This window comes from Pseudotamlana agarivorans (genome assembly GCF_018860245.1).
Classification (GTDB): Bacteria; Bacteroidota; Bacteroidia; order Flavobacteriales; family Flavobacteriaceae; genus Pseudotamlana; species Pseudotamlana agarivorans_A.
The window spans coordinates 570,388-596,905 of sequence record NZ_JAHKPD010000018.1 but is presented as its reverse complement, the minus strand read 5'-3'; the positions used below and the strand labels follow the sequence as shown (position 1 = coordinate 596,905).

Here is a 26,518-nt window from a genome sequence, read left to right as displayed (position 1 = left end):
TTCCCAACACCCTGTAACTGGTTCCGCTTCTTGGCTTCCTGTAACCTCCCAAGTACAAGTTGTATCATTAAAAGTTGCAGTTTCCCAACATTCTGTAACTGGTTCCGCTTCTTGGGTTCCTGTTACCTCCCAAGTACAAGTCGTGTTATTAAATGTTGCGGTTTCCCAACATTCTGTAACTGGTTCCGCTTCTTGGGTCCCTGTTACCTCCCAAGTACAAGTCGTATCATTAAAAGTTGCAGTTTCCCAACATTCTGTAATTGGTTCCGCTTCTTGGCTTCCTGTAACCTCCCAAGTACAAGTTGTATCATTAAAAGTTGCAGTTTCCCAACATTCTGTAACTGGTTCCGCTTCTTGTGTTCCTGTTACCTCCCAAGTACAGGTTGTATTATTAAATGTTGCGGTCTCCCAACATTCTATAGCAGGCTGCGTTTCTTGAGTTCCTGTAACGTCCCAAGTACAAGTTGTATCATTAAAAGTTGCAGTTTCCCAACATTCTGTAACTGGCTCCGCTTCTTGTGTTCCTGTTACCTCCCATGAACAAGTCGTGTTATTAAATGTTGCGATTTCCCAACACTCAGTAACTGGTTCCGCTTCTTGAGTTCCTGTAACGTCCCAAGTACAAGTTGTATCATTAAATGTTGCGGTCTCCCAGCATTCTGTAACTGGTTCCGCTTCTTGGGTTCCTGTTACCTCCCAAGTACAGGTTGTATTATTAAATGTTGCGGTCTCCCAACATTCTGTAACTGGTTCCGCTTCTTGTGTTCCTGTTACCTCCCAAGTACAGGTTGTATCATTAAATGTTGCGATTTCCCAACACTCAGTAACTGGTTCCGCTTCTTGAGTTCCTGTAACGTCCCAAGTACAAGTTGTATCATTAAAAGTTGCAGTTTCCCAACATTCTGTAACTGGCTCCGCTTCTTGTGTTCCTGTTACCTCCCAAGTACAAGTCGTGTTATTAAATGTTGCGATTTCCCAACACTCAGTAACTGGTTCCGCTTCTTGAGTTCCTGTAACGTCCCAAGTACAAGTTGTATCATTAAAAGTTGCAGTTTCCCAACATTCTGTAACTGGTTTTGCTTCTTGGGTTCCTGTTACCTCCCAAGTACAGGTTGTATTATTAAATGTTGCGGTCTCCCAACATTCTGTAACTGGTTCCGCTTCTTGTGTTCCTGTTACCTCCCAAGTACAGGTTGTATTATTAAATGTTGCGGTCTCCCAACATTCTGTAACTGGTTCCGCTTCTTGTGTTCCTGTTACCTCCCATGAACAAGTCGTGTTATTAAAAGTCGCTATCTCCCAACATTCTGTAACTGGTTCCGCTTCTTGGGTCCCTGTTACCTCCCAAGTACAAGTCATATCATTAAAAGTTGCAGTTTCCCAACATTCTGTAATTGGTTCCGCTTCTTGGCTTCCTGTAACCTCCCAAGTACAAGTTGTATCATTAAAAGTTGCAGTTTCCCAACATTCTATGGCAGGCTGCGGATCTTGTGTAACAACAACATTAATGTTACGGGTTGCACTACAACCAGAAGCTATTGAAGTAACTTCTACAGTATAATCACCATCTGTATCTACAATTAATGTTTGGTTTGTTTCAGCTGGAGAAATGACCGTACCACCCTTTGACCATTCATAAGTGTAATCCGTTTCTGGACTTCCATCAGATATTCCAGCGTCTAGAGTGGTCGTTGACCCAGAGCATATTGCAACATCTTCACTCCCATCTGTATTCGTTCTTATCTTTGGCAAAGCATTCACTTTAAAATCTATAGTTCCTGTGGTAAAACATGAGGTGTTTGAATTTGATTCTATACGAACGTTAACTGTTCGCGTTCCTGTATTAAAGGGGTTAGTTAATGAAAGCGGTAGTCCGTTTTCATCTGTATAACTAATAGTCATACCTGTTTGACCATTTAGTAAAGTACTTTCAAAAGTTGAAGTATCAAAAGGATACAATCCGTCTTGAACTAACGGATCACCCTCGTCATCACATGTTGTAGTTAAAGTTGATGGTATTAGGAATATTTGTACATCTACCGCTTGAACCTCATAGTCTAAAGACGAAGTTATACCATTTACTAAAAAATCTAATCTGTATTTTTGGCTAAATTCAGTAGCTGTAATTTGTATCTCCCCGTTAGTTGCTCCAGGAATTGCTTCATAAGTATTAGTAATTGTATTCAGTTTATACCATTGCAGTCCTGATATCCCTGTAAACTCGAAAATAGGAAATGAATTTCTATCTTGACTATCATTAGGAGCATCGTTCCAATTTATCCCATTATTTTTAAAATCGAATTGACCATAGTCTTCATCATTGATACCTCCAACTTCATATAATTGATAAGGGGGGGCTAAGCTTGGCGCATCTCTATAATCATTTGGTTCAGCGGCACTCCAATTGGTATACCCTATTGGCGTTCCATCAATCCAATACCAACCGGTTTGATTGACAGTATCATCAAAATTTACAGCACTTGCATATTGTTTTAAACCCAGCCAAAAAGCGTTAGCATCGCTAGGATCTGCAAGGCCTAAATTCGTTAACGCATTAAATACAAAACTTTCTTCCGAAGTATCATTTATGATATACATCGAAGCTCCCGGAATAGCATTTATTAAAGTATAAGCATCCTCCCAAGACATTTTATCTTCTTTCACAAAATAACTCGAGTCATCATAATCTGTAATTTTTGTTAATTCCAAACCAATACCATTTGTATTTTCAAGTTCAAATTGCTCGTTTGTCAAGAGATCCTTTGCTTTTATAGTAACCTGTTCTCCTAAACACACATCATTGGGTTTATCAGCTTCAAGCGAAGGAGAGACTTCATAGACAATAGTTTGTAAACGAGTTCCAATCCCTGCTGCTGGTATAGTTTCGAGATAATAAATTTGCCCGCTTACAAGGGGTTCTGTAGGAAGTAATAAATTACCTCCGCTAGGCGCATCATACCAAGTTGCAGTAGCAGCAGTAGGCAAGTCAATAACAATTAAATCATTAACAGTAAAGATTTTTGTAGGTGTGTTTTGATAGGTAAATGTTAATTCTACTTTGACATCTTGGGACCAGATGCAAACAGGTATTAATAAAAAAAAGACATATAAAAATATCTTTTTTAAGTTAAATTTAATCATGGTAGTAGGTTTAGTTTGTTGGATTTGTCAGCAAAAAAATGTAGATTTTAATTATAAAATATAGACGTAAAAACTTATACGCATTAATACTTTACACTCAAAATTTAAAACATTAAGATGTTATCCTTCCAAAACTACTTAGATTTCAGGGTAGATGAAAAACTAGGAACTAGATTAGAACTAGACTTTTACTAGTTTAGTGTTAAAAAACATAATATATAACACTGAATAAACTCACAAAATATTCCTTACTAAAATTTGTTACGCACTACTGCAATATTTAAAGCCCGTTTTTTGTTTGCGCCTTGAAAACACAAGCGGTAACTCTGTGCATCATAAAACGAGCACCTTTTACTTTTTTAACCGGGTATTAAACCACTTAAGAATTGGCAATGAGCAATGCACCTATATCCTGATTTTACACCAAAATCGTTAAAATTTCAGTCATCAACTAATTTTGATTTTATGGATACAGGGTTTCATAATCTTGAAAATTAATTCATAATTGGTTCTATATAAAATGTATACTTCATAGGTTCTGGAAGAATCAAATAATCTTGGTAAGGCAATACACCCCAACTCGTATCACCTCCTAAGCCCATTTGTTTATAATCAATATTTAAATTCACATGATTTCTAGTGTGAATATCAGTGGTATGACGATTTTTTCCTGTTGGCTCAAAATCTTCATTGTTAAACCGGTTAACATTGAAATTAAGTTTTTGTGAACTGGTAAATCGCAGGCCTTTATTTTCATTATTCCTTAACTCTAACCAACGGACATCTGTTCTATATCCGTTTTCTTGTGGTCGAATGTATGGCACATAAAAGTCTCTAGCATTGGATTTATAAATACCTAAAAAAGCAGATTGGTTTCGGTCTGGATAATTTTCGTGCGGCCCCCTTCCATAGTAGGTCACTTGATCTAAAGTTTTAACAAGTTTTACATTCATTCCCATACGTGGTATTAATCCGCTTCCGCCAGTTTTTTCAAAAACATATTGCGTTTTAATTTTCCCAGAGCCATCTACCGTATAATTAATAAAAAAATTAGCTATTTCAGGGTTTTCCTTTCTAAAACTAATCATCATGCGATTATCATCAAGTGTTCGCCATGCCACATGTGTTAATTTCAATTTACTTTCAATAGCTTTCCAATTCATAGAATTCTCAGGTGTTTTAGCCCCTAAATCATTATCTATTGGGGCTCTCCATGTATTTAATAGTAAAGGCGCAGCCATCCATTCCTCTTCATTAACCATATAGGACGTTAAACTCCCTTTTACTTTGTCAAAAGTGATCTTGATTTTGGACTCGCAAGTAAACTCAATGCGTTTATCTGTTTCAGATACTAGTATAACACCTTTTGACACTTTTTCTTTTGAAGCAAAACGTCCTTCTGTAAGGATTACTTGATCTTTTGCAACCTCATGCCCTGCTTTCAAAAGTTCTGTAGATTTTTTAAGTTTCCAATGAAAATTAATTAGGTATTCATCTTTGGAAATTTCTTCAGGTAAGTCAATCTCTAAACTAAAGGTCTGACTGGATTGTGGTACTACTTCCATTTCCAGATTTCCACTTTTAACCGTTCGGCCATTTTTCAACAAATTCCATTCTAAATTAAAATCAAATAAATTAGTGAAAAAATATTCATTAAAGACTTCAAAGGTCATGGTGTTGGCATCCATTAATTTCACATGGATATTTTGATATTGCTTTTTAACTTCCCAAAGTGCTGGCTGTATTGATCTGTCTGGAAAAACAATTCCGTTTAAACAAAAAGGCCCAGCATGATTAGAACCTTCTGGCTCAAAATCACCTCCATAGCCCCAATATTTCTCTCCATTATTTTTGGTCTTGGTTATGCCTTGATCCACCCAATCCCAGATAAAACCACCTTGAACTCTTGGTTCTTTTCTAACAAAATCCCACAGCTCTTTTAAGTTTCCTGTACTATTCCCCATAGAGTGTGCGTATTCCACCCAAATAAAAGGGCGATCTGGGTTTGCAGGCAAATGCTCTTTTTTAACATCCACTATTGGCGCATACATGTAGCCAATAATATCGGTATGTCTTACATGATCAAAATCTGGATCGACTTCGGCACGATCATATGATACCAATCGAGAATCATCCTGTTTCTTTAGCCATTGGTAACTATCAATAAACGGTTGTCCGGTACCTGCTTCATTACCCATGGACCAAATGATAACCGATGGGTTATTTTTATCTCTCTTAAAAACACGCTGAATTCTATCGGTAATGGCGGCATAATAACTTGAATCTCTAGCCACCTCATTAACTATCCAGCCATAGCCATGTGCTTCTACGTTGGCTTCATCAATTACATACAGTCCGTATTTATTACAAAGCGCATACCAATATGGATCGTTAGGATAGTGGGAGGTTCTTACAGCGTTTATATTAAATTTCTTCATTAATTTAATATCCTTTAGCATCATCTCTTTGGTTGTAACATGTCCTAAGTCTGGATCATGTTCGTGACGATTTACTCCTTTAAATAAAACAGGCTGGCCGTTTACTAATAATTGTCCGTTTTTAAGAACAACACTCCTAAAACCAATTTTATGAGCAAAAGATTCCTGTACTATACCTTGACTATTTTTTAAGCTGATAAGTAAGGTGTATAGGTTTGGTACTTCTGCCGACCATGGTTTTATGTGATCAATTTCCGTTTGAAAACGAATTGTACTACCAGCTTCTCTTTTAACAGTCTGCTTTCTATTTTCTGAATAAACCACTTGATTTCCGTCGTAAAGTTTCACAGAAATATTAGTAGATTGTTTCGAAGTAAAATTCTTTAAATCAATCGACAGATCCAACACTCCTTTTGTAAAGGATTCGTTTAAAGTTGCTTTTGCAAAAAAGTCTTGCACCATTAATTTTGGGCGCGCATGGAGAAACACGTCTCGCTCTACCCCTGCCAAACGCCAAAAATCGATATCTTCAATATAACTCGCATCAGTGAACTTATACACTTCAATAGCAACATCATTTATCCCGGGTTTAATAAAATTAGTGATATTAAATTCTGCTGGTAACTTACTTCCTTGGCTGTAGCCTACTTTCTCGCCATTAATCCACAAATAGAAAGCACATTTTACAGCCCCAAAGTGAATATAAACTTCCTTTTTGCTCCAATCGGTATCAATATTAAATTCTCTTTTATACTGGCCTACCGGGTTATAATCATGAGGCACAAAAGGTTTGTTTTTAGGAAATGGATAGGTAATATTCGCGTAAAACGGATAGCCATATTGCTGCATTTCCCAGTTGGATGGCACAGGGATTTCATCTTTTAAATCATTGTTCCCCTTTTGGTAAAAATTTTTGGATCTTTCGTTAGGATTAGCACTCCATTTAAATTTCCAAATACCATTTAAGGATTTATAATAACTTGTTTTTAAATTATCTAGTAAGGCTTCTTCTTCTGAATCGTAAGAAATAAAATAGGCATGCCCTTCTTCCTTATTTACACCTATAATTCTAGGATTTTCCCAATCGTTGTTTTGTGCTGTCGCATTTAAACAAACACTTAAAATAAACAAAGCTAAACAATACTTCATATAATAATTTTAAAGTTAACGATACCTACTAAGGCAATAGATAAAGTTATTTAATTTATATATGCATAGCCTAGAAAAGGAACTAGATAAAAACTAGACAGCTTTTTAAAGCCGTTCCCTGCTTAAAGAAAGTTTGTTTTTTTGGAAACTTAAGACATTGAACTGAATACATTTAATAACAAAATTGTGAATTTTCATATTTATAATTGGGGAACCTAATCCCTAAACGCCCGTGTTTTTGAGGAATACAGTTCAATAATGAAAATTTAGTGTCTAGATAAATATTCAAATCAACTAAATGAGCGTCAGCTAAAGGTTTCAAACCTTCTTTTTGAACGCTGGCCCCAAGATTTTTTAGGTATTCTAAGCGCAGAAAATTATGCGAGCATTGCAAAAACGCCTGCATCAACAGCTACCAGAGATTTAAAAGACTTGGTATTAAAAGGTGCCCTCATTAAAACTGAAAGATGAAAAGCACCCGTTATTGGTTATCTCATTTGGATTACTAGATATACTAAAATATTACCATGGACTATAATTATTTAATATTCCATTGATTATGAATTTTTATAATCATCCTTAACATTGTCGTTAATGGAGAACTATTGAATACAAGGTGCCCCCTTTGTTATCTAACGCTTCTAATACTAAAGCTGTTTCTAAAATTCAACATTATTCAGTATCTTTTTATATTCTTTTTTTACTACAAACTAGAAAGACAAAACCTTAAATTACTGTCTACTACCTGCCTTTAAAATCTGATCAATCGCCTTGTTAATATCTAGAGAAGCGGCTTCTTGGCGTGGCGGAAAATCCTTAAACGTAGACAAATGCTTATTTAGAAGACCTATGGCAGGTTGCATAACCCAAGATTTTTTCATAATAAAATGAAACCCAGTAATGTCGTCGTATTTTTCAAAAGGATCCTTTCTTAAATTGAACAATTGTGGCATGGTATGCGTAACCATATCATCAAAATAACGTGTTATAGTAGCAAAGTGCATTTTCCATGGACCAACTCGCATAGCTGTTAAGCTTGTTTCATAATAGTAGAAGAAATAATTACGTTCACTTTTTTCAGTTTTACCCATCCAATACTCTAAATTATTAAAACCATCTAAATGCACTTTATAGGTCATGCCTCCTACTTTTTTTCCTTTCCTTAATTCGTCCGTAATATTTTTATTTCCAACAGCGGCAATAAGTGTAGGGACAACGTCCTCATGAGCAGAAATACCGGTTCGCACCAAACCTTCTGGAATATGACCAGGCCATTTAACTAAAAATGGGGAGCGTAAGCCGCCTTCCCAAGTCGTCATTTTTTCACCACGAAACATAGTCACACCTGCATCTGGAAATGAACTTTGTTCGGGGCCGTTATCGGTAGTATAAATTACGATGGTATTATCATCAATTCCTAAAGTTTCCATGTAGTCTAAAATCTGTCCCACATGCCCATCGTGTTCTATTAACCCGTGACCAAACTTATCCATGTCGGTGCTAATACTTGTTGCCAAATTTTTTGATTCTTCCTTTAAATGGGTGTAAACATGCATTCTACTTGTGGCATGCCATATAAAAAAAGGCTTATTAGCATCTTTCGCTTTTTTCATAAACCCTTTTGTGCGCTCTACAAGTTCCTCATTAAAAGTTTCCATGCGCTTACTAGTTAAAGGCCCTACATCTTCAATTTTTCCATCTGCAGTAGCATGAATGATGCCTCGAGGACCATATTTTTTATGAATTCAGGGTTTTTAGGGTAATCACCTTGTTCTGGTTCTTCAGAGACATTCAAGTGATATAAATTCCCATAAAACTCATCAAACCCATGTGCCGTTGGTAAATGCTCATCTAGATCTCCTAAGTGATTTTTACCAAATTGACCAGTCATATAACCATAAGGTTTTAAAAGTTCAGCTAAAGTAGGGTCTTCTTTTTTAAGACCTAAAGGGTTTCCGGGTTGTCCTACAGTAGTTAATCCAGTACGCACAGGTTTTTGCCCCGTAATAAAAGCCGCCCGACCCGCAGTACAACTAGGCTGTGAATAATGGTCGGTAAAAATAGCACCACCTTTGGCAATTCTATCAATATTAGGTGTTGGCTACTGTATACCTAAAGAATAACAGCTAAGAGAATTTGGTTCGACATCATCTACCATAATTACCAAAATATTAGGTTTGTCCTGTGCTAAACCTAATATTGGCATAAGAATTACTAAAATGTAAAATAAATTGTGTTGTTTGAAAAGCATAATTAAAGGGATTTAAGATTGTACTTAATTGATACGTGCTTTTAAAATTACCAATTTTTGATAAACTCACAAAACTAAAAACCTAACAAACAACCCAGTAACTCATAAAAATAACCCGTTTTTAACAAATTACTGACATAGAACCATTCATCCTAATAGCTATTAAAAACTGAAAAAATATTCGAGAAAGCAAATTATAATTGTGGTAGGTGTGTTTGTATTTTTTTGATTTTATATTCATGTAGGTTAGTTAGGTTTTTGGTTAGGGGTTTATGGTCTAAAACGTACTTACAGCAAACTGTCGTTGGTTTATAAAGTTTGTGTTACTTACTCATCTTTTAGCTTAATCTTAATGTTTCTTGCTGTTGCCGGCATGAGTGCCACGTTCGAGATTGTGCGGGTTATACTGTACAGCATGAGGTTAATCTGTTTGAATAGATCACGTTTAGTTTGGATATTATTAGAAAATAAAAAGCCTACACAGTTTCCTGGATATATCTTTAATTTTATTTTCCTTTAAGATTTTATTTTTCTATTTGTAATCGAATTCCTTTTGAATGATTGGCAAATTCAGGAGCATACATGCTTTGAATTGTAGTAATACCATTAGAAAAATCACCAGTGTTATTTGCCCTTAAATTGTATTCAAAGATGTAGGTACCCTGTGGTAGTTTATCAAAAAAGAAATGAGTAGCTACATCTTTTGTACTTTGGTAATACCCAAGTCCATCTTGCCATTTATATTCTGACAACACATCAATAGGCTCAAATCCAGATGCTCTTAAATCCTTGAGGTGAACAAACTCCATATCATCCTTTGAAGTGATTTCAATTCTAACTGTAATCAAATCCCCTAAGTTTACAGAAATCTCTTGACTAATAGGAATTAATACTTCCCCTTGATCTGTTTTTTTATTTATATACACCTTCTTATTTATTTGTAATGGCGTGGCTTCAGAAGTAGTAATTTTATCTAAATCTTCAAAGTATTGCCAATAAACACCTCCAAATCCCGTAATTTTACTTTTATTTTTCACTGAAACGGAAGCCATTTGTGACACTATTTCATTGCCTTTCCAATTCACTTTGAAATATCCTGTAGCAGCTTCCTTCATGGTTGGTTCGAGTTTGGTTGTTTTTATTTTTTCATCGCCTACAGTGATTATCGTATGCTCTGAAACATCCAACCAACCATTACCTTGCATCAATAAGGCATAAATAGCTTCAGTGGTTGCTTTGGTGGTAGACCATTGATTCGTTCGCTTGTATTTAAGCAACCATTGTTTCAATTGCTCCACCTTTTTCATATCGCCTTCAATTTCTAAGAAAGCTTCAATCAACAAAGCTTGTGTTTCTATAGGCGCTTTATCCCAATACCAGCTGTTTTTATTTTCCTTCCAGTACATCCCGTTGTCTTCGCTATAAACGGCTTGCTCGGTTAAGGCCTCTATTATTCTTTTTGCTGATTTACTGTCTTTCATTCTATGTAAAACAAGTGCTATTAGCCCTTTGTTATACAAAGATTGTGTAAGCCAAGTTTCTTGGCATTTCCCTAAATAATAATCAATTATTCTATTTGTTTTATCGGAAAACGGATAGGCCTCTATAAAAAAGCTTCTTGAATACAAATAATGTGCTGCACGATTATCTATGGAAACAAGACTTGAGTCCTTTGACAATTTAACAGCCTCATAATAATGCTTCAAAAACTCTGAATCGAGGTAAGAAATAGCACTTTTTAAAATCGGTTTGATTTTATAATCATTTTCGACTGCAACATTTAGTTTTTCTAGATGCCCAATACCAGCAACAATATGCCTAGTTATAAAAGGATTGTCTCGGCCTCCAGAAAACCAAGGAAACCCACCAGACGGCTGTTGCAATTCTTTTAATTTGCTAATGGTTTGCAATTGCTGCTCTTTGAGCTTCTCCTTGTCGAATAAATGGGCTATTCTAGATTTGTTTACTTGATCGGCTTGTGAATCTCTAACCCATGGCGATTCTGATAGGAGTATAGATTTTAAACTTTCATTTTTTTCTAATTGAGAATCTAGTGTTTGGCTTGTCTTCCAACTTTGGAAAACGGATTCAATTTGAGGATTTTTATTAATAATATCTTCGGCTAAGGCATTGGCATAAAACCTAGAAAATGTTTGTTCGGCACATTCATAAGGAAATTCCATTAAATAAGGCAAAGATTTTATAGCGAGCCAAGCAGGATTCGATGTATATTCTATGGTAAACTTATGATTCGTTTGTGAAGCGGACATTGGTAGCATTAATTTACCAAAAACAACTTCTTTTGTTTTTCCTGGCGGCACCCATAAAGGTTGTGCTTCCGTTACCAAAGTTCGATTAGACAATACGGGTAATATACTAGATTCACCATCGGTATGCTTTCCTGATTTAGCCACAATCTTATATTGTAAAGCTTGTATACCTTCAAGGACTTTAACTTTCCAGTCTACTGAAGCATTACTCTTAGGCGCTATATTAAACGGTTTGTTAGACGCGTTATCGAGCATAGCATAATCTATCTCCTCCATAGTTATTGCATCGTATAATTGTAACATAGAAAGCCCTGCTAAGGGTTCATCTGTGAGGTTACTAATTTTGGCACTAAAATCTATAACATCGTTTTCTCTTAAAAAGCGAGGGACATTAGGAACCACACTAATTTCCTTTTGTGTTATCGCCGTTTTCTCTAAAACTCCTACTTCTAACGTCTTATTATGCGCTAAAAGCATCAAGCGCCATTTTGTTAATGCTTGGGGCGAATCGAAGCTAAACTCCACTTCACCATGCTTATTTGTTTTTAAATGCGGAAAGAAAAAAGCCGTTTCTTTTAAGTCGCTTCTAGCTTCTACTTGGGTAAGTGCTTCCAGTCCTTTTTTAGTGGTAATTATCACCACACCGTTGCCTGCTCGTGACCCATAGATGGTTGTTGCACTGGTTCCTTTTAAAACAGTAATATCTTCAATATCACTAGGAGAAAATTGTGCTCCAAACTCTGAATTCATAGGAACACCATCTACGATAAAAAGGGTTTGGCTTCCGTTAGATATAGAGCTACTTCCTCTAATAGTAATTTGAGAGCCGCCATCAACAATACTAACACCAGCTATTTGCCCTCCTAGTTTGCTTATGATGTCATTAGAAACATCTTTTGCAGATACATAACTAACAGCACCTGTTAGTGAAGACTTTTTTTGAACCCCGTAGCCAACCACAACCACCTCATCTAGGTGTGAAACATCTTCAATCATGGTCATATTATAAGTTCCTGATTTGGTGACATGTATTTCTGCACTTTTATAACCAAGATAGGTCGCTACCAATGTCGTCCCAACGGATGCGTTCAAAGAATAAATACCATCAAAATCAGTTAGAGCACCAATTTCTGTTCCCTTAATCACTACATTAACTCCTGGTAATGGGATACCGCTTTCATCTACAATAATTCCGTTAACATTTCCTTCAACATATTCTGGCTTATCTAATTTAGAAGACAGCGCTTTGATATATTTTTTATTTTCATAATCTAAACCTCCAAAGTTAAACCCAAACCAATTGAGCTTATGATAATTTTTAATTATAGCAATTAAGTTTAAGTGCGTAGCATAATTAAAATCATCAAATTTAGTAGTGTTGAATAAATTATTTCTTTGAACACGAGGTGGGTAAGAATAATTATAATTTTGAAACCCTAAATTTGGTTTCCATGAATGTGCTTTGAATTGATCTAAAGAAGTATCATACATAGAGGCTAACACTTCAGCTTCAGCACCTTTATTATCTGAATTAATGATTTTAAAGCTCCAGGTCTCCTTTTGATCGGGCATTAATTTATTTCTAAAGCTTATGGTTTCTATGGCGAGTTTCTTTTCTATCTCTTTAAAGGTTATAGAAAAATGATCGCTATATAAACTGTTGAACTTCGCAAAGTACACATTGAAATCTAATTTATCTGTATAGTTTTTTGATACCGGTATTTTAACAAAACTATGCCCATGTTCAACAGGAACTGATTCATTAAAAATAGTTTTCCCTTTATAAAAGACTTCTAAATTTACATTTAAATGCTTTGAAGCCGTTTTCAAATTCAGCCCTACATAGCCATCCTTTTTGAAATCTGAATTAACAATTTCATATGCAAACAACTTTTTATCAGATAAGTAATTCTCATTTGGGTGGTAAACCTTAAATTGTTTTTTAACAATCACGGTATCTTTAAATGCATCAATAGCTTTAGCTTCTAACAGGTAAGTTCCCGGTTCCCAATTGGAAATATTTTCCAGCTCAATATCTTTATTATCGCTGGCATTAAGCCTCTTTGAGTATACTAATTTTTCTTTTTTTCTGTTGGTTTTTATGTCTGTACTATCATAGGCTTCATTTGGAAATAACTCAACATATTTATCTTTTGAAAGTAATGGTAATTCGACAACATCCCACGGTTTTGGACGCAGTATACGTTTTGCACTCGATAATTTGTTGATTGAAAATTCTACTTGTGCCTGAATAGGCTGGTCATTCAAATTTGTAGTAGTAAATTTAATCTGTTGGTTCATACTGCTGTTGAGTTTACTGCCCATTAACAAGTCTATTTTCAAATTATGATAACCAACCTTTACCGTTTTAGTAGCACTTCTTGTTTCTCCATTAATATCGGTTATATTCGCCTCAATATTATATAGAAAAATAGGTTTTTCAGCTTTGCTTGAAGTAGAATCTGGAATCGCAAGAAATCGCACATTGAAGCCGCCTTTGTTATCGGTTTTTGTAGTTCCTGTTTTTAATATTTGTGAATTACTTCCATAGTTACTATAGCCCCAACTACTCAGGGTTTTTCTTAAAATTGAATATTGCACTTGAGCATCGGTAATATTTGAACCTAAAAATGCTTTTGCTAGGCCTGAAACCTTAATACTATCGCCAATTTTATAATTTTCGGTAATATCATTAAACAAAACTTCAAACTTAGGGCGTTTATATTCTTCAACTGAAAAATAGACCTCAGCATAATCTAAATCATCTATGTCCTCATAATAGGGATCCTCATCTTCGTCATCAGTACCATAATCTTCATCCATTTCAATATAGAATTCACCAGTTAGCACATTACTCGGAATTTTAAATTCTCCACTTACAGCACCATATTCATTGGTTTTTAGTCTATACTCCTTAAGTTCTTCATCATTGGTATCATAAATAAAAATTGAGGTATAAACATCAGGTACTACTCTAGTCTTACCTTTTTTATTTTCAACTAGAAGCCCCTTAAAATAAACTGTTTGTCCAGGCCTGTAGATGCTTCTATCGAGATATAAAAACATTTTACTTACATGTTCTTCATTCTCATCATCTATATCATTCTTTCTATACAAGGCAAGGTTTTCTACTGTTAATGTATCTCCTTCATGGCTAGCAACAAGTAATAAATTCTTATAAACATCTCTATATTTTTTTACGTAAAACTCTCCTTTATGATTGGTTTTACCTTGAGACTTTTTATGCTCAACTCCAGAAAATTCTAGATTTACATTTTTAACAAGGCTACCATCGTCTCGATTTAAAACCTTAAGTACCAATTCTTCTTCCTGGTCTATACTTAGCACCGATAAATGACTAGCCGTTACAACATCATAACTATAAATGTCTTTAATGGACGAAATATCTGCGTTTTTGGATGCAATAATAAGATAAGAGCCCATTGAGAGTTTTGGAAAGTTAATCTCTGTTGTATATTTATAGAAGTTCTTTTTATGTTGCAATTTGTAAAATTGGGTTTGAACCGGTTTATTAGTTTGTATAAATTCTAGAGCCAAACTATCTTTTTTATAAGAATATATATTCTTAATGTAGTTATGAGGAACTTTATAGGCAGACACATATAAACTATCTATACTTTTAAAAACGACTTTAGCAAGGAATGGTTTTTCTGGAATAATATACCGCTCAGACTCCATAGAAAGGGTCTGCTTCTCTATTGTGTTTTTTAACACCTTACAAAGCACCCCTCCATTTGAATTTGGGAACCGAGCGATGACACTATCACATATTTCTAAAGCTTTAACACGATAATTTTTTAAAACGGCATCATGTTTTGCATAAGGTATTTTACTCGATTTAAAGTAAAAATCTGCTAAAGTATAATCAATAATAGATGCTTCTTCATAATCTTTAAACCTACTAGACAGGTTGTATAGTGCCTTAATGTACAAGGCGACTTTATTCTCAATTGTTGCATGTTTTTTTGAAAACTCTAATCGAGATAATACAACATCTATATAAGCGACCGTGTCATTTTCTTGGTGAAACTGCTCTAAATTTTGATATAATTTTAATGCCTTTCTATTAGAATTTAAACTATCTGTAGTGTAAAAGGGTGCTTTTACGAATTCCTTGGTACTCGTAAAGACTGCAGGGTCACTAACTAAAAAACGCGCTTTAGGACTTGGTACATATCTTTTATTTGACTTGTAAAAATCTAATGCACGATGTGCAAAAAAATCGTAAAGGGTCGGTCTAAATTTATAGGCGTTTTTACTATCAGTTAAAACAACCTTAAAGTCCTTAATTGGTCGTTTTATTAATTCAGCTTGATTTTCTAAAGATTTATTATAATGCCTAGATATTTGATAAACACAAGTATGGGTATCCCATTTTTCAAATTCACTAGAATCATCAGGAAAATAGGATTTCGTTCTATTTCGAATTTTATAACTGTTCTCTTGTAAATACTGATGTAACATTCCGGCATAAATAGACTCCAAAAGTGCTGAGGTTGGAAAATTAGATTCATCAATAGAAGTTTCTAATTCATTAATTATGCTTTTCTGGGCGTCTTCTTCTAGAAGTAAAGTGAATTTTGATTTATAAATAAAGGCTTTGACTATTTGGCTACTCTCCTTGTTACGTCTAGCTTTTTTCAAAATTTTACTAACGACTCCGTTAGCGCTTCTAAACTTACCTTCTACTTCGTAGGTTTCAACTTCTGTCCATAACTTTTCATATTTCTCCTGGGCATCTATAATTTGAGTTCCAAATACGAGTAAGACAACAAGTAGTATTCTTTTCATCGCGTTAGCTTTTTACTTAATTAAAGATAACACCAAACGAAAAGAAAACTAGCATGCGTAAAATTTAAATGGGACTATTTTTACTAAACAAATAATCAAATACATGACAGTATTTTCAGCTTCTTAGGTAGATATCTTTGGGGATTGACAAATATAGAATTTAAGCTTAATCATTTTATTCAATAACTTTTAGTTACAATTATAAAAAAATACAATATCTAATAGATTGTGCCATTCTTTTTACGTTTATAATCTCAAATTCTCCATATAATAGACTATAATAATATGCCTTTATTAATTAATAATCAATAAAAGACGACAATTTGTTAAGAATTAGAATACAAACAAGGCAATATAGATACGAAATTACCAACTAAAAGTGATAACGATTTTATCATTGGAATTAGACATGCTTTAATTACTTACAAGACAGAAACTATTTTATTAGCATTTACAAGACTTAAAACAAGTCAAAATACAAATAGGGTACAAAATTGAATATAAAACTCATTTATTGGCTTAAATTCCTTTTTTGAGTTTCATAAATGTTTGATGGGAAGTAACAAAGATATTTACCAATATTTCAAACGTCATTATTTTTTTATTTTTTAGAGGTACATTTAGTACATTAACGACACAAAACAAAAAAGGCATACATTTCTGTACGCCTTAATAACTTAATCTTAATTTGGATTAAACTCCTAAAACTATTGAAGCATCAATACCTAGTTTTTTACTTATTTCCCTTGCTACTTTTAATGTCGGTTCGCTTTTGCCGTTGAGGTATTCGCTAACTCTTGACGTACTTACTCCTAAAAGTTCGGATAATAGTTTTTGGTTCAATCCCATTTCAGCCATGCGCATTTTTACAACCTCAACAAGTGAGGGTTTTGCTACTGGATAGGTACGCTCCTCGTAATCTGCTACAAGGTCGGATAAAATATTTAACTCAATATAGCCCTTAGCGTTTGTATTTTCGATGTTGTCAGTATCTTGTAAAAGTATCTCGATACGCTCCACGATGGCGTTATATTCTTTTTCTGTTTGTATCATAACTACATGTTTTTAATGTCCTTAATCTTATCGTATTCCGAATGTTTACCTATAAACCGTATGTAAACTTTTTTGGTGTTGAATGAAATAATGGCAACCAATCTGTAATCATTTCCTTTAATATTGAATACATACCGATTATTACCCACATAATCTACATTATTAAAAGCCTGTTTAATCTCGTTGAGGTTATTCCATTCTTTAGCTTTTACGGTATGATACCAAAAGTTTAAAGGCGTTTCGGCATTTGCATACTTTTTTGAAAATTCTAGTATTCTTTTATAGGTAACTATACGCATTGGTTAAACTTCAATTAATACAAAGCAAAGATAAGACCATATTTTGAATAACAAAATATTGTTTTAAAAATCGTAACTTAATAAAAATCACACCCCACAAAAAAGCCCTATTTAAAGGGCTTTTTTGTGGTTTTGTATGTTTTTATTATTTGTTAATTTATAGCGATTACTTTCCAATACAAAAGTTGGCAAAAATATTCCCAAGCAACTCATCGTTAGTGACTTGCCCTGTAATTTCCCCGAAATGATATAGGGCCTGACGGATGTCAATGGCCATTAAGTCTGAAGATAAATTACTATCTATACCATCTTGTACTTTTTGGATTTCCTCAAAGGCTTTTAATAGGGAATCGTAATGTCTGGTGTTGGTAACAATGGTTTCGTTATTACGTAGTGCTCCTGTGTTTACAAAACCAATGAGTTCGTTTTTAAGGGCATCTACACCCCTGTTTTCTTTGGCTGATAACAGAATATACTTGGAGTTTTCTATGCCGCTTAAAAAGGTGGTTAAATCTTTTTCTTCGTCTTCTGAAAGCTTATCAATTTTATTCGGAACAATTAACAGCGGTTTTAAAGGATATTTGTTTTTTATTTTTTCAATTTCTACTTGAAACTGCTCGGCATTATCCACAAATTGAGTGGCATCAAAGAGGTATAAAACCACTTGCGATTGCTCTATTTTTTCGAAGGTTTTTTTTATACCAATGCCTTCCACCACATCTTTGGTTTCACGTATTCCGGCAGTATCGATAAATCGGAAACCAATACCTTGAATCACCAATTCATCTTCAATGGTATCTCTTGTGGTTCCGGCAATATCACTCACAATGGCACGGTCTTCATTTAAAAGCGCATTAAGCAAAGTTGATTTACCAACATTAGGTTCCCCAACTATAGCCACTGGAATACCGTTTTTAATCACATTACCTACGGCAAACGAGTCTATAAGTCGTTTTAAAACAAAGGTAATTCTTGAAATAAGTTCTTTGAATTGTGTTCTATCGGCAAACTCTACGTCTTCTTCAGCAAAATCGAGTTCTAGTTCGATTAATGAAGCAAAATTCAATAGCTCCTCACGAAGTTTGGCTATTTCCGAAGAAAACCCACCACGCATTTGTTGCATAGCAATTTGATGACTGGCTTCATTATCACTAGAAATTAAATCGGCTACGGCTTCCGCCTGACTTAAATCTAACTTTCCGTTTAAAAAGGCACGTAATGTGAACTCCCCAGCAGTAGCCATTCTGCATCCATTTCTTAGAAATAATTGTATAATTTCTTGTTGAATATAACTCGACCCATGACATGAAATTTCTACAACATTTTCACCGGTATAAGAATTAGGGTTTTTAAAAACAGAAACTAAAACTTCATCTATTGTACGTTCATCTTCTACAATATGTCCTAGGTGAATAGTATGTGTAGGCTGTTTAGCCAATTGTTTACCTGAAACCGATTTAAACTGAGCCTCGGCTAAAGTAATAGCGTCTTTTCCAGATAAACGAATTACAGCGATGGCACCCGCTCCAGATGGGGTCGCTAAAGCAACTATGGTGTCTTGGTTTATCATGAACAATTAAACTAGATAAATACCGTCTGATTTTATTTCAATTTGACGCTCTTTATACAGGGCTCCAATCGCCTTTTTGAAGTTCTTTTTACTCATTTGAAGCTGATCCTTAATGGCCTCCGGACTTGACTTATCGGTAAGATTCATATAACCAGAATTGTCCTGAAGTTCGTGTAAAATACGCTCTGCATTAGGCTCAATATTACGATAGCCTATTTGTCCTAAAGAAATGTCTAACTTATTTCCTGGGCGTACTTTTTTAACAATCCCAGTTAGTTTATCACCAACACTAATGTCTTTAAAAATCTGATCTTTATAAATTAATCCTGAATGTATTTTATTAACAATAACATTCATACCAATATCTGAAGGGTGCGATACAATTAAATCAACTTGGTCAAACTGCTGCACCGTTAAATTGGTATTATCTAAAAAACGATTGGTTTTACTTGAAGCCACCAATCTCTCCGTTTTTTCATCTAAATAACAATGTACCAAATACCAACCACCTGGTTTCATATTAAAGGCTTGTTCTTTAAACGGACAAAATAGTTCCTTTACTAAACCCCAATCTAGGAAAGCACCATAATCTGTGACTTGATTGCAACGTAATAAAGCAAATTCGCCACGTTTAATATATGGCATATCGGTAGAAGCCACGGGACGTTCTTCGTTATCTAGATAAACAAAAACATCTAATTTATCATAAATTTTAAAAGTATCTGGAACGTAGCGCGTCGGAAGCAACACTTGGTTGTCTTCATTATCAATTAAATAGATACCGTGTTCCGATTCACGAAGTATTTCTAACGTATTTACTTGTCCTAATGTTATCATGCGACAAAGGTAAGGATATTACCAAAGAAAATTTTGTTGTAAAAAGCAAAAAACGCATAGAATCTATGCGTTTTTTTTTGATTAAAATTTCTCTTAATATATTATTTCAATTCTGCATGTAATTGTATAAAAATTAAAACTTGAGATCTAGAAACTCCTTCTAGATACCCAATCAATTACACCTCAATTAGCTATTGTCTATTCTTCTTCAGAATCGTCTGAAGCTTCATTTTTCTTTGAAACTTCCTTTAAGTGTTCAAAATACCCTAAAAGCACTTCATCATTAACTTTCTTTGGTGTGAAAATCTCCAATAATTTAGGTTGTTTTCCTTCCGAATAGAAATTCTCTAAAGATGTGCTTAATTTATCTTCATCGGAAACCGACTCATAGTCCAAACCATACATTTTACATAGGTGTTCTGCTGAAAGTTTATGATTGGTTTCAAAGTAAGTATCGAAATTATCGGTGTCTTTATGACCTGGTAAAATTCTAAAAATACCTCCGCCTTGATTGTTAACCATAATAATTCTAAAATTATTAGGAATGTGGTTATTCCAAAGCGCATTACTATCATAAAAGAAACTAAGGTCTCCAGTTAATAATACTGTAGGTTTATCTTCTCTTGCCACAGCACAGCCAATAGCTGTAGAGGTACATCCATCAATACCACTAGTACCTCGGTTACAATACACCTCTAGGGTTTTATTTACTTTAAACAATTGCGTATAGCGAATTGCAGAACTGTTTCCTACTTGCAAAATACTATCGTCTGGAATTGATTTTAAAACCTTGTTAAAGACAATTAAATCTGAATAAGGAATGTTACTAATATAATCCTTATGCTTTTTTAATCGTTTTCCTTTTACCTCTAACCAATGGGTTTTATAATGACTTTTTACGTAATGTAAAATTTTAGGTAAAAATGATTCGAAAAAGTGATTAGGTGTTGTTTCAATATGATTATCTAAACAGAAAAAGGTGTCATTTGCTTTTTCACGATCTATATGCCAATGGTGCTTTGGCTGAAAGTTTCTTAAGAATTGCTTTACTTTTTTAGAAACGATTAAACCTCCAAATGTAACCAAGATATCTGGACGTAGTTCTTCTTTTTCTTCATCGGTTAATCCATCGATAAGTTGATCGATACTCGGAAAGAAACCATTATGGTGAATGTTTGAAGTTGATTCTGTTAAAACGATAATACTATCGTCTTCAGCAATTTCATCTAACCATTTCTTTTCAATTTTGTTCGGCATATTAGTACCAACCAAAACCATTTTTTTAGGTGCTGTATCCCACTCCTCTAGGCATGACTGCAATACGTAGTCTTCAATATTATGTTCTTTAGGTACAACTTCCACAGTTTTTGGAGATACCGTTAGTTTGTCTACAACTTCATAAAGAGGCTCATCAAACGGAATATTAATATGAACAGGACCTTTTTTTACAATGGCCATATTAATGGCTAAATTAATTTCCTCTTCATTATTGGTTTGAATGTTCTTCTGTAATCCTAATAAACGCTCAAATCTATCTTCAACTTTTACCATTACAGGAACACTTTCATTTGAATGTATGTGCTTTTCATCTTTTAAATCCAACTTTAAATCTGTCGAAAATAACGCATGACTATCGAATACATTAGCTTGGGTTATGGTTTGACCATCTCCAATATTAATTAAATTTTTAGGACGATCAGCAGATAGAACAATTAACGGGATATTACTATAAAAAGCCTCTGATACAGCAGGATAGTAATTTAATAAAGCACTTCCCGATGTACAAACTACAGCTGTTGGTTCTTGTAATTGTTGCGCAATACCTAATGCAAAAAAACCAGCACAACGTTCGTCAACAATACTATAGCATTTAAAAAAAGGATCGTTGGTAAAACCTATGATTAATGGGGCATTTCTACTTCCCGGAGAAATTACAATATGTTTAACTCCTTTAGATTTACAAAGCGCAATTACTGTTTGAGCGAGGGCTATTTTTGGATAAGTCATTTTTGAATTAATCTTGGTTATTTCTCAAAAATAAGAAATCGAACAATTAAATAACACTTTTAATCACGAAAGATTTTGAAACTGTTTCTAACCATTCCTTTTCGGCATTAGAGCTTTGCGTGATTCCGCCGCCAACATACAAGATGGCTTGCTCATTTTTAAGTTGCATACAGCGTAAATTCACATATAATTGTGTGCTGTTTTTTGTTAGAGCATAAGCTCTATTTTCAATATTTCGCCTTCCAGAACGCGGGGCTATGGTCTTTTCAACATTCAATTCCCCTAAAAAACCTGTATAATATTCGCGGTTATAATTTTCATTTTCTATAATGAATGCTTTAGCACTTTCTTTTGGCAATCCACAAACAGCTGGTGTAGGGTGTAATGCATTAACGACACTTTTCATTGAAACATCGTCTTTTAATTGTGCAGAAATCATGGTTTTTAGGTGCAACAGATTCCCCGTTTTTACAGTTTCAACCTCTGAAGCTTTAAAACTTTCGGCTAGAGATTTTAAATGCTTTAAGATAAAATCGGTGACATACTGCTGTTCTTGTAATTCCTTTTCCTGCCAAGTGACTTCTAGATCTCCTTTATAGTTTTGAGTTCCTGCCAAGGCCATAATAGAAAACCGCTTACCTTCAATTTTTATAAGAGTTTCTGGTGTTGCTCCCAGCCACAAACCAACTTTAGGGTGATACCAACAGTATACATATGCCGATTGATAGGAGTTTAATAAGTTCTTCAGGATTTTTAACGGATCGGCTTCTGGAATTTGAATAGACTCTTTTCGAGATAATACCACCTTTTTAAATGCCTTATTTTCGATGGCTTCAACACCTTTATTAACTAAGTTAATATGAAACGCTTTATCTTCAATAGTGGTGGTACTTGTTACAGTTGAAGCTTCAAAAGCAGCTGAAGTTTCAAAAATTGCAGATATAGATTCTGAAGATTCTGAAGGCATTAAAATTGATTTCTCGGAATTATCAAATGGCGCGAAAACAAACCCCTTTTCAGTATAATCTTCAGAAAAAAACAAATCGTCATTATTTTGCAACAAACCGGTTAAAGCTAGAGCATTGGGCTTTCTAAAAGCAACAAAAGGTAAATTGTTTTTGTACTGCGTTTTAATACGTTCAAAAAAAGCTTCCGAAGTCATATAAATCTATTTCGATTTTGGGAGAGCAATAGTAGTCAATTTACACAACGAAATCAAATTATCATGGTCATCTGTTACACGTATTTCTAAAAGCTGAGTGGTTCTACCCTTATGTAAATAAACAGCTTTTGCGTATACATACCCTTCTTTCACACTTTTTAAATGATTTGCCGAAATTTCAATTCCTCTTACAAAAACGTCTTTATTATGCATTAGGATTTGTACAGCAAAACTCCCCATAGTCTCAGCTAAAGCAGCTGTTGCCCCTCCATGCAATACCCCATCGGGCTGATATACTTTTGATGTCACCGGCATTTTTCCTAGGATAAAATCATCGCCATAATCGATTATTTCAATATCTAAGGTTTCCATTAAAGTATTTTTGCATACCGCATTAGCCTTTGCTAAAACGGCTTCTTTAGATAGCTCCATTGAAAATATGTTTTTATAAATATTTAATACTTCATTTAAAAAAATGAAGCTGTTTAAAAAGAGTTTAATTGCATCATTATGACCTTTTTTCAGAATCTCATCATACTGCTTTCCAATAACAATGAGAACCTAATCAAGTTCAGGTTGACCAAAAATTTTCTTTTAAAACAGCTTCAAACAACTGTGTACTCAAATATAACAGTTTTACTTATTTAACTGCTCTAAAACTTTCTTTGCGTATGGCTTAGCAACTCCTGAAGCTGAATCTGGATCTGTTATTTTCGAATTTACAACAGCCACCAATTGCTTGGTATTTTCTCTTTCTAAATCGTACACTACTGTTTCTAACTTGTAAATATCCGACTCGTAAGTACGTTGAGAACTTGGAATATAATTTCCTCCCATGCCATAAGGCGAGTAGAATGAGCCATAATAGCGCCCAAAACCACCGTATCTACCATAGTACCCTGGATAATATCCTCCTGTCGCATAACCACCAGATTGTTCTGTGGTTACTTCTGTTCTTACATCTTTTATTACAGTTAAAATTACAGCTCCAAAACCATCCTTTTTAATTCTATCTATTTGACTTTTCACTTCTGCATCTTCTAATTTTTTATTCACTTTTACGTTAGCGTAAGTTGAATAACTAGCCTCGGCATTGATACCTGCACTTTTAAGGGCAGTTACAATTTCCAGTTCGAATAATTGTCTAGAAGCTAAATCATCCATTCTGGCAATTACCAATACTTTATCATCATGTATTTCTCTAACATCAGGTGCTTTCCAAGTATCTGTAACTTTAATAGAAGGTCCGCAACTATAAAAAACAATAGCAATTAAAGACGCGCATAATAGTGTTAATTTTTGTTTCATCTTTTGATTTTTTAAATAAGGATTTTTTTTAATTAAGGGATTTAATTCAGTTCAAATATAACCATTAAGAATAGGTTCACAAGAATACATTATTAAAGATTTAACTTTAAAACATGTCTTTTTCATGTTGTTAATCGGCCAACAATTTCTTTTACCGGCAATATTTTATGACAGTATTCAATACTGGGACCAGCAACCCATACCGTTTTGTAGGTCGCTTTTGTGGCCGCTTTTTTCGTGGCATTCATACCTATTGAAAATCGTATCATTTTAACCCATTTTTTTAAAGCCTTATTTTTATTTAAAACCGATTCTAACCAGGTTTGTTCCGTTCCAATTTTCTGTACATATGGCGTATTAATTACAGTACAAGGTGTTCCCGAAATACGTTCGGTCATCACGATGTCTTTTTCACCATAATCGACACACGCTTGTTTGTATTCGTCTGTGACTCCTGCCTCTTCTGAAGCTATAAAAAGACTACCTACAGATACACCACTAGCACCAAAACTTAATATTTTATCGATATCCATTTTACAACCTACACCTCCCGCAGAAATTATAGGGATATGGCAGTTTGTGCTCAACTCCTCAATTAACGCTTTAGGAGTTTTGTTGCCTCGATGCCCTCCAGCTTGATTGTTTACCGCAATTATAGCATCGGCACCTAAAGATTCTACTTTCTTGGCATATTTTAAATCGACCACATCACAAAAGACTTTGATCCCAACTTTATGAGCTTCAGTAATCGTTACTTCTGGGCTTCCCAACGAAGTAATTATAAAATCACAACCTTCTTCACAAATGAGATCCAATTGTGCTTTAAATTTCACGTTAGATTTATTTACTATCAAATTGAAACCAAAAGCTCCATTTAATGGTTTGGCAGCTTTTAACTCGCGAAGCGCTATTTTAAGTTCATCTAATGTTCTATAATTTAATGCAGGGATACAACCTGCTATTCCGCATTCCATAGCTTCTTTAACCATAGAAACGTTGGAAACCAAAAACATTGGCGCTTGAATAATAGGATGCTTTATATGTAAGAGTTCTGTAAGTGGTTTAGACATATCTCCATTTTTATCAAATATAATAAAATATTATGCATACATAATAAACAAAGATTAACATGCAGCATCACCATGATTTATTTTCTTATCGATGCTTACATTTATCATTTACTAAAGGATAGGATTGATATATTTTTAAAATCCAATGTAAATATATTAAGGTTAAAAAATTTCACTCCTATTATATAGTTATGCGTATTTTTAACCTACTAAAACGCACTTAAAATGAAAAACATTTTAATAACAGGAGCCACAGGTAACGTTGGTTTTGAAGTCATTCGGTTTTTAACAAAAATTAATTCTTCAAACCATATTATTGCAGGGGTACGTAGTCTTAGTAAAGCCAAAAATGTTTTTAAGGAATTCTCCAATATAGCGTTCACTCATTTCGATTTTGAAGATGTTAATACCTTTGATGATGCATTAAATGGTATTGACAGTGTGTTTTTATTACGTCCACCACATATTTCGGACATTGAAACCTATTTTAAGCCCTTGATTTTAAAAATAAAGGAAAAGCATGTTAACCAGATCGTTTTTCTGTCTGTTCAAGGCGTTGAAAAAAGTAAAGTGATTCCTCATTACAAAATTGAACAATTAATTCTTGATCATGGATTAGATTATAGCTTTCTTAGGCCAAGTTATTTCATGCAAAACTTAACCACAACACTGATAAACGACATCAAGACGAAACGTGAAATTATCTTGCCAGCAGGTGAAGCAAAATTCAACTGGATTGATGTACAAAACATTGCTGAAGTTGCCGCTATCATCCTAGACAAATTTGATGTTTTTAAAAATCAAGCGATAGAATTAACCGGGTTGGAAAACAAAAACTTCGCAAATGTTACTAATTTAATAAACAACATTATTGCTGAACCCATTTCATATAAAAATGTAAATCCAATTAAATTTTATCGTATTAAGAAACGTGAAGGCATGGTTTCAGGTATGATTATCGTTATGGTTCTACTTCACTTTTTACCTCGTTTTCAAAAAGAACCTAAAATTTCAGATTTTTATGAACGATTAACAGGCAAAAAACCAACCGATTTAAAAACCTTTATTACAAGAGAAAGAGCGCTTTTTGAACCGAAATGAAACCATAGTATGAGCAACTAAATTTGATAACACGAAAGTTTAGAAGTCAC

15 protein-coding genes are annotated in these 26,518 nt (G+C 34.2%); 1 reads left to right on the top strand and 14 read right to left on the bottom strand.

Annotation, left to right across the window (positions count from 1 at the left end):
- The 14 genes from KO493_RS13530 to KO493_RS13470 form a co-directional block, all read right to left on the bottom strand.
- Positions 1–3,141, bottom strand: a 3,141-nt coding sequence (locus tag KO493_RS13530) for a C-type lectin domain-containing protein (RefSeq protein WP_216068497.1), incomplete at its 3' end; no start/stop codon positions are given.
- A 494-nt stretch (positions 3,142–3,635) separates the two neighbouring features.
- Complete coding sequence (locus tag KO493_RS13525) at positions 3,636–6,728, bottom strand: glycoside hydrolase family 2 TIM barrel-domain containing protein (protein ID WP_216068496.1); 3,093 nt, start codon at positions 6,726–6,728, stop codon at positions 3,636–3,638.
- Positions 6,729–7,459: 731 nt separating this feature from the next.
- Positions 7,460–8,386, bottom strand: a complete 927-nt coding sequence (locus tag KO493_RS15955; protein ID WP_252723233.1) for a sulfatase-like hydrolase/transferase — start codon at positions 8,384–8,386, stop codon at positions 7,460–7,462.
- 20 nt (positions 8,387–8,406) lie between these two features.
- Positions 8,407–8,790, bottom strand: a complete 384-nt coding sequence (locus KO493_RS15950) for a sulfatase-like hydrolase/transferase (protein ID WP_354667438.1) — start codon at positions 8,788–8,790, stop codon at positions 8,407–8,409.
- A gap of 713 nt (positions 8,791–9,503) precedes the next feature.
- Entirely contained in the window at positions 9,504–16,061 is a 6,558-nt protein-coding gene (locus KO493_RS13515; protein WP_216068495.1) for an MG2 domain-containing protein, read from the bottom strand.
- 693 nt (positions 16,062–16,754) lie between these two features.
- Complete coding sequence (locus KO493_RS13510) at positions 16,755–17,114, bottom strand: helix-turn-helix domain-containing protein (protein WP_216068494.1); 360 nt, start codon at positions 17,112–17,114, stop codon at positions 16,755–16,757.
- Between the two features lie 2 nt (positions 17,115–17,116).
- Positions 17,117–17,413 (bottom strand): type II toxin-antitoxin system HigB family toxin, encoded by a 297-nt coding sequence (locus KO493_RS13505; RefSeq protein WP_216068493.1) that lies wholly within the window; start codon positions 17,411–17,413, stop codon positions 17,117–17,119.
- Between the two features lie 166 nt (positions 17,414–17,579).
- Positions 17,580–18,983: a tRNA uridine-5-carboxymethylaminomethyl(34) synthesis GTPase MnmE gene (gene mnmE, locus KO493_RS13500; RefSeq protein WP_216068492.1), complete on the bottom strand. Its 1,404-nt coding sequence runs from the start codon at positions 18,981–18,983 to the stop codon at positions 17,580–17,582.
- A 6-nt stretch (positions 18,984–18,989) separates the two neighbouring features.
- Positions 18,990–19,820: a CvfB family protein gene (locus KO493_RS13495; protein WP_216068491.1), complete on the bottom strand. Its 831-nt coding sequence runs from the start codon at positions 19,818–19,820 to the stop codon at positions 18,990–18,992.
- A gap of 198 nt (positions 19,821–20,018) precedes the next feature.
- Positions 20,019–21,827 carry a 2-succinyl-5-enolpyruvyl-6-hydroxy-3-cyclohexene-1-carboxylic-acid synthase gene (menD, locus tag KO493_RS13490; protein WP_216068490.1) on the bottom strand — a complete coding sequence of 603 codons (1,809 nt, stop codon included), beginning with the start codon at positions 21,825–21,827 and terminating at the stop codon, positions 20,019–20,021.
- Between the two features lie 46 nt (positions 21,828–21,873).
- Positions 21,874–22,989, bottom strand: coding sequence for a chorismate-binding protein (locus tag KO493_RS13485; protein WP_216068489.1), 1,116 nt, complete (start codon positions 22,987–22,989; stop codon positions 21,874–21,876).
- A gap of 6 nt (positions 22,990–22,995) precedes the next feature.
- Entirely contained in the window at positions 22,996–23,421 is a 426-nt protein-coding gene (locus KO493_RS13480) for a PaaI family thioesterase (protein ID WP_216068488.1), read from the bottom strand.
- A 204-nt stretch (positions 23,422–23,625) separates the two neighbouring features.
- A complete protein-coding gene (locus tag KO493_RS13475) occupies positions 23,626–24,297 on the bottom strand; it encodes a hypothetical protein (RefSeq protein WP_216068487.1) in 672 nt (223 codons plus the stop codon).
- 122 nt (positions 24,298–24,419) lie between these two features.
- A complete protein-coding gene (locus tag KO493_RS13470) occupies positions 24,420–25,367 on the bottom strand; it encodes an NAD(P)H-dependent flavin oxidoreductase (protein WP_216068486.1) in 948 nt (315 codons plus the stop codon).
- A gap of 225 nt (positions 25,368–25,592) precedes the next feature.
- Here KO493_RS13470 and KO493_RS13465 point away from each other — a divergent pair, with 225 nt between their 5' ends.
- Entirely contained in the window at positions 25,593–26,468 is an 876-nt protein-coding gene (locus tag KO493_RS13465) for an NmrA family NAD(P)-binding protein (RefSeq protein WP_216068485.1), read from the top strand.
- Positions 26,469–26,518 lie beyond the last annotated feature (50 nt).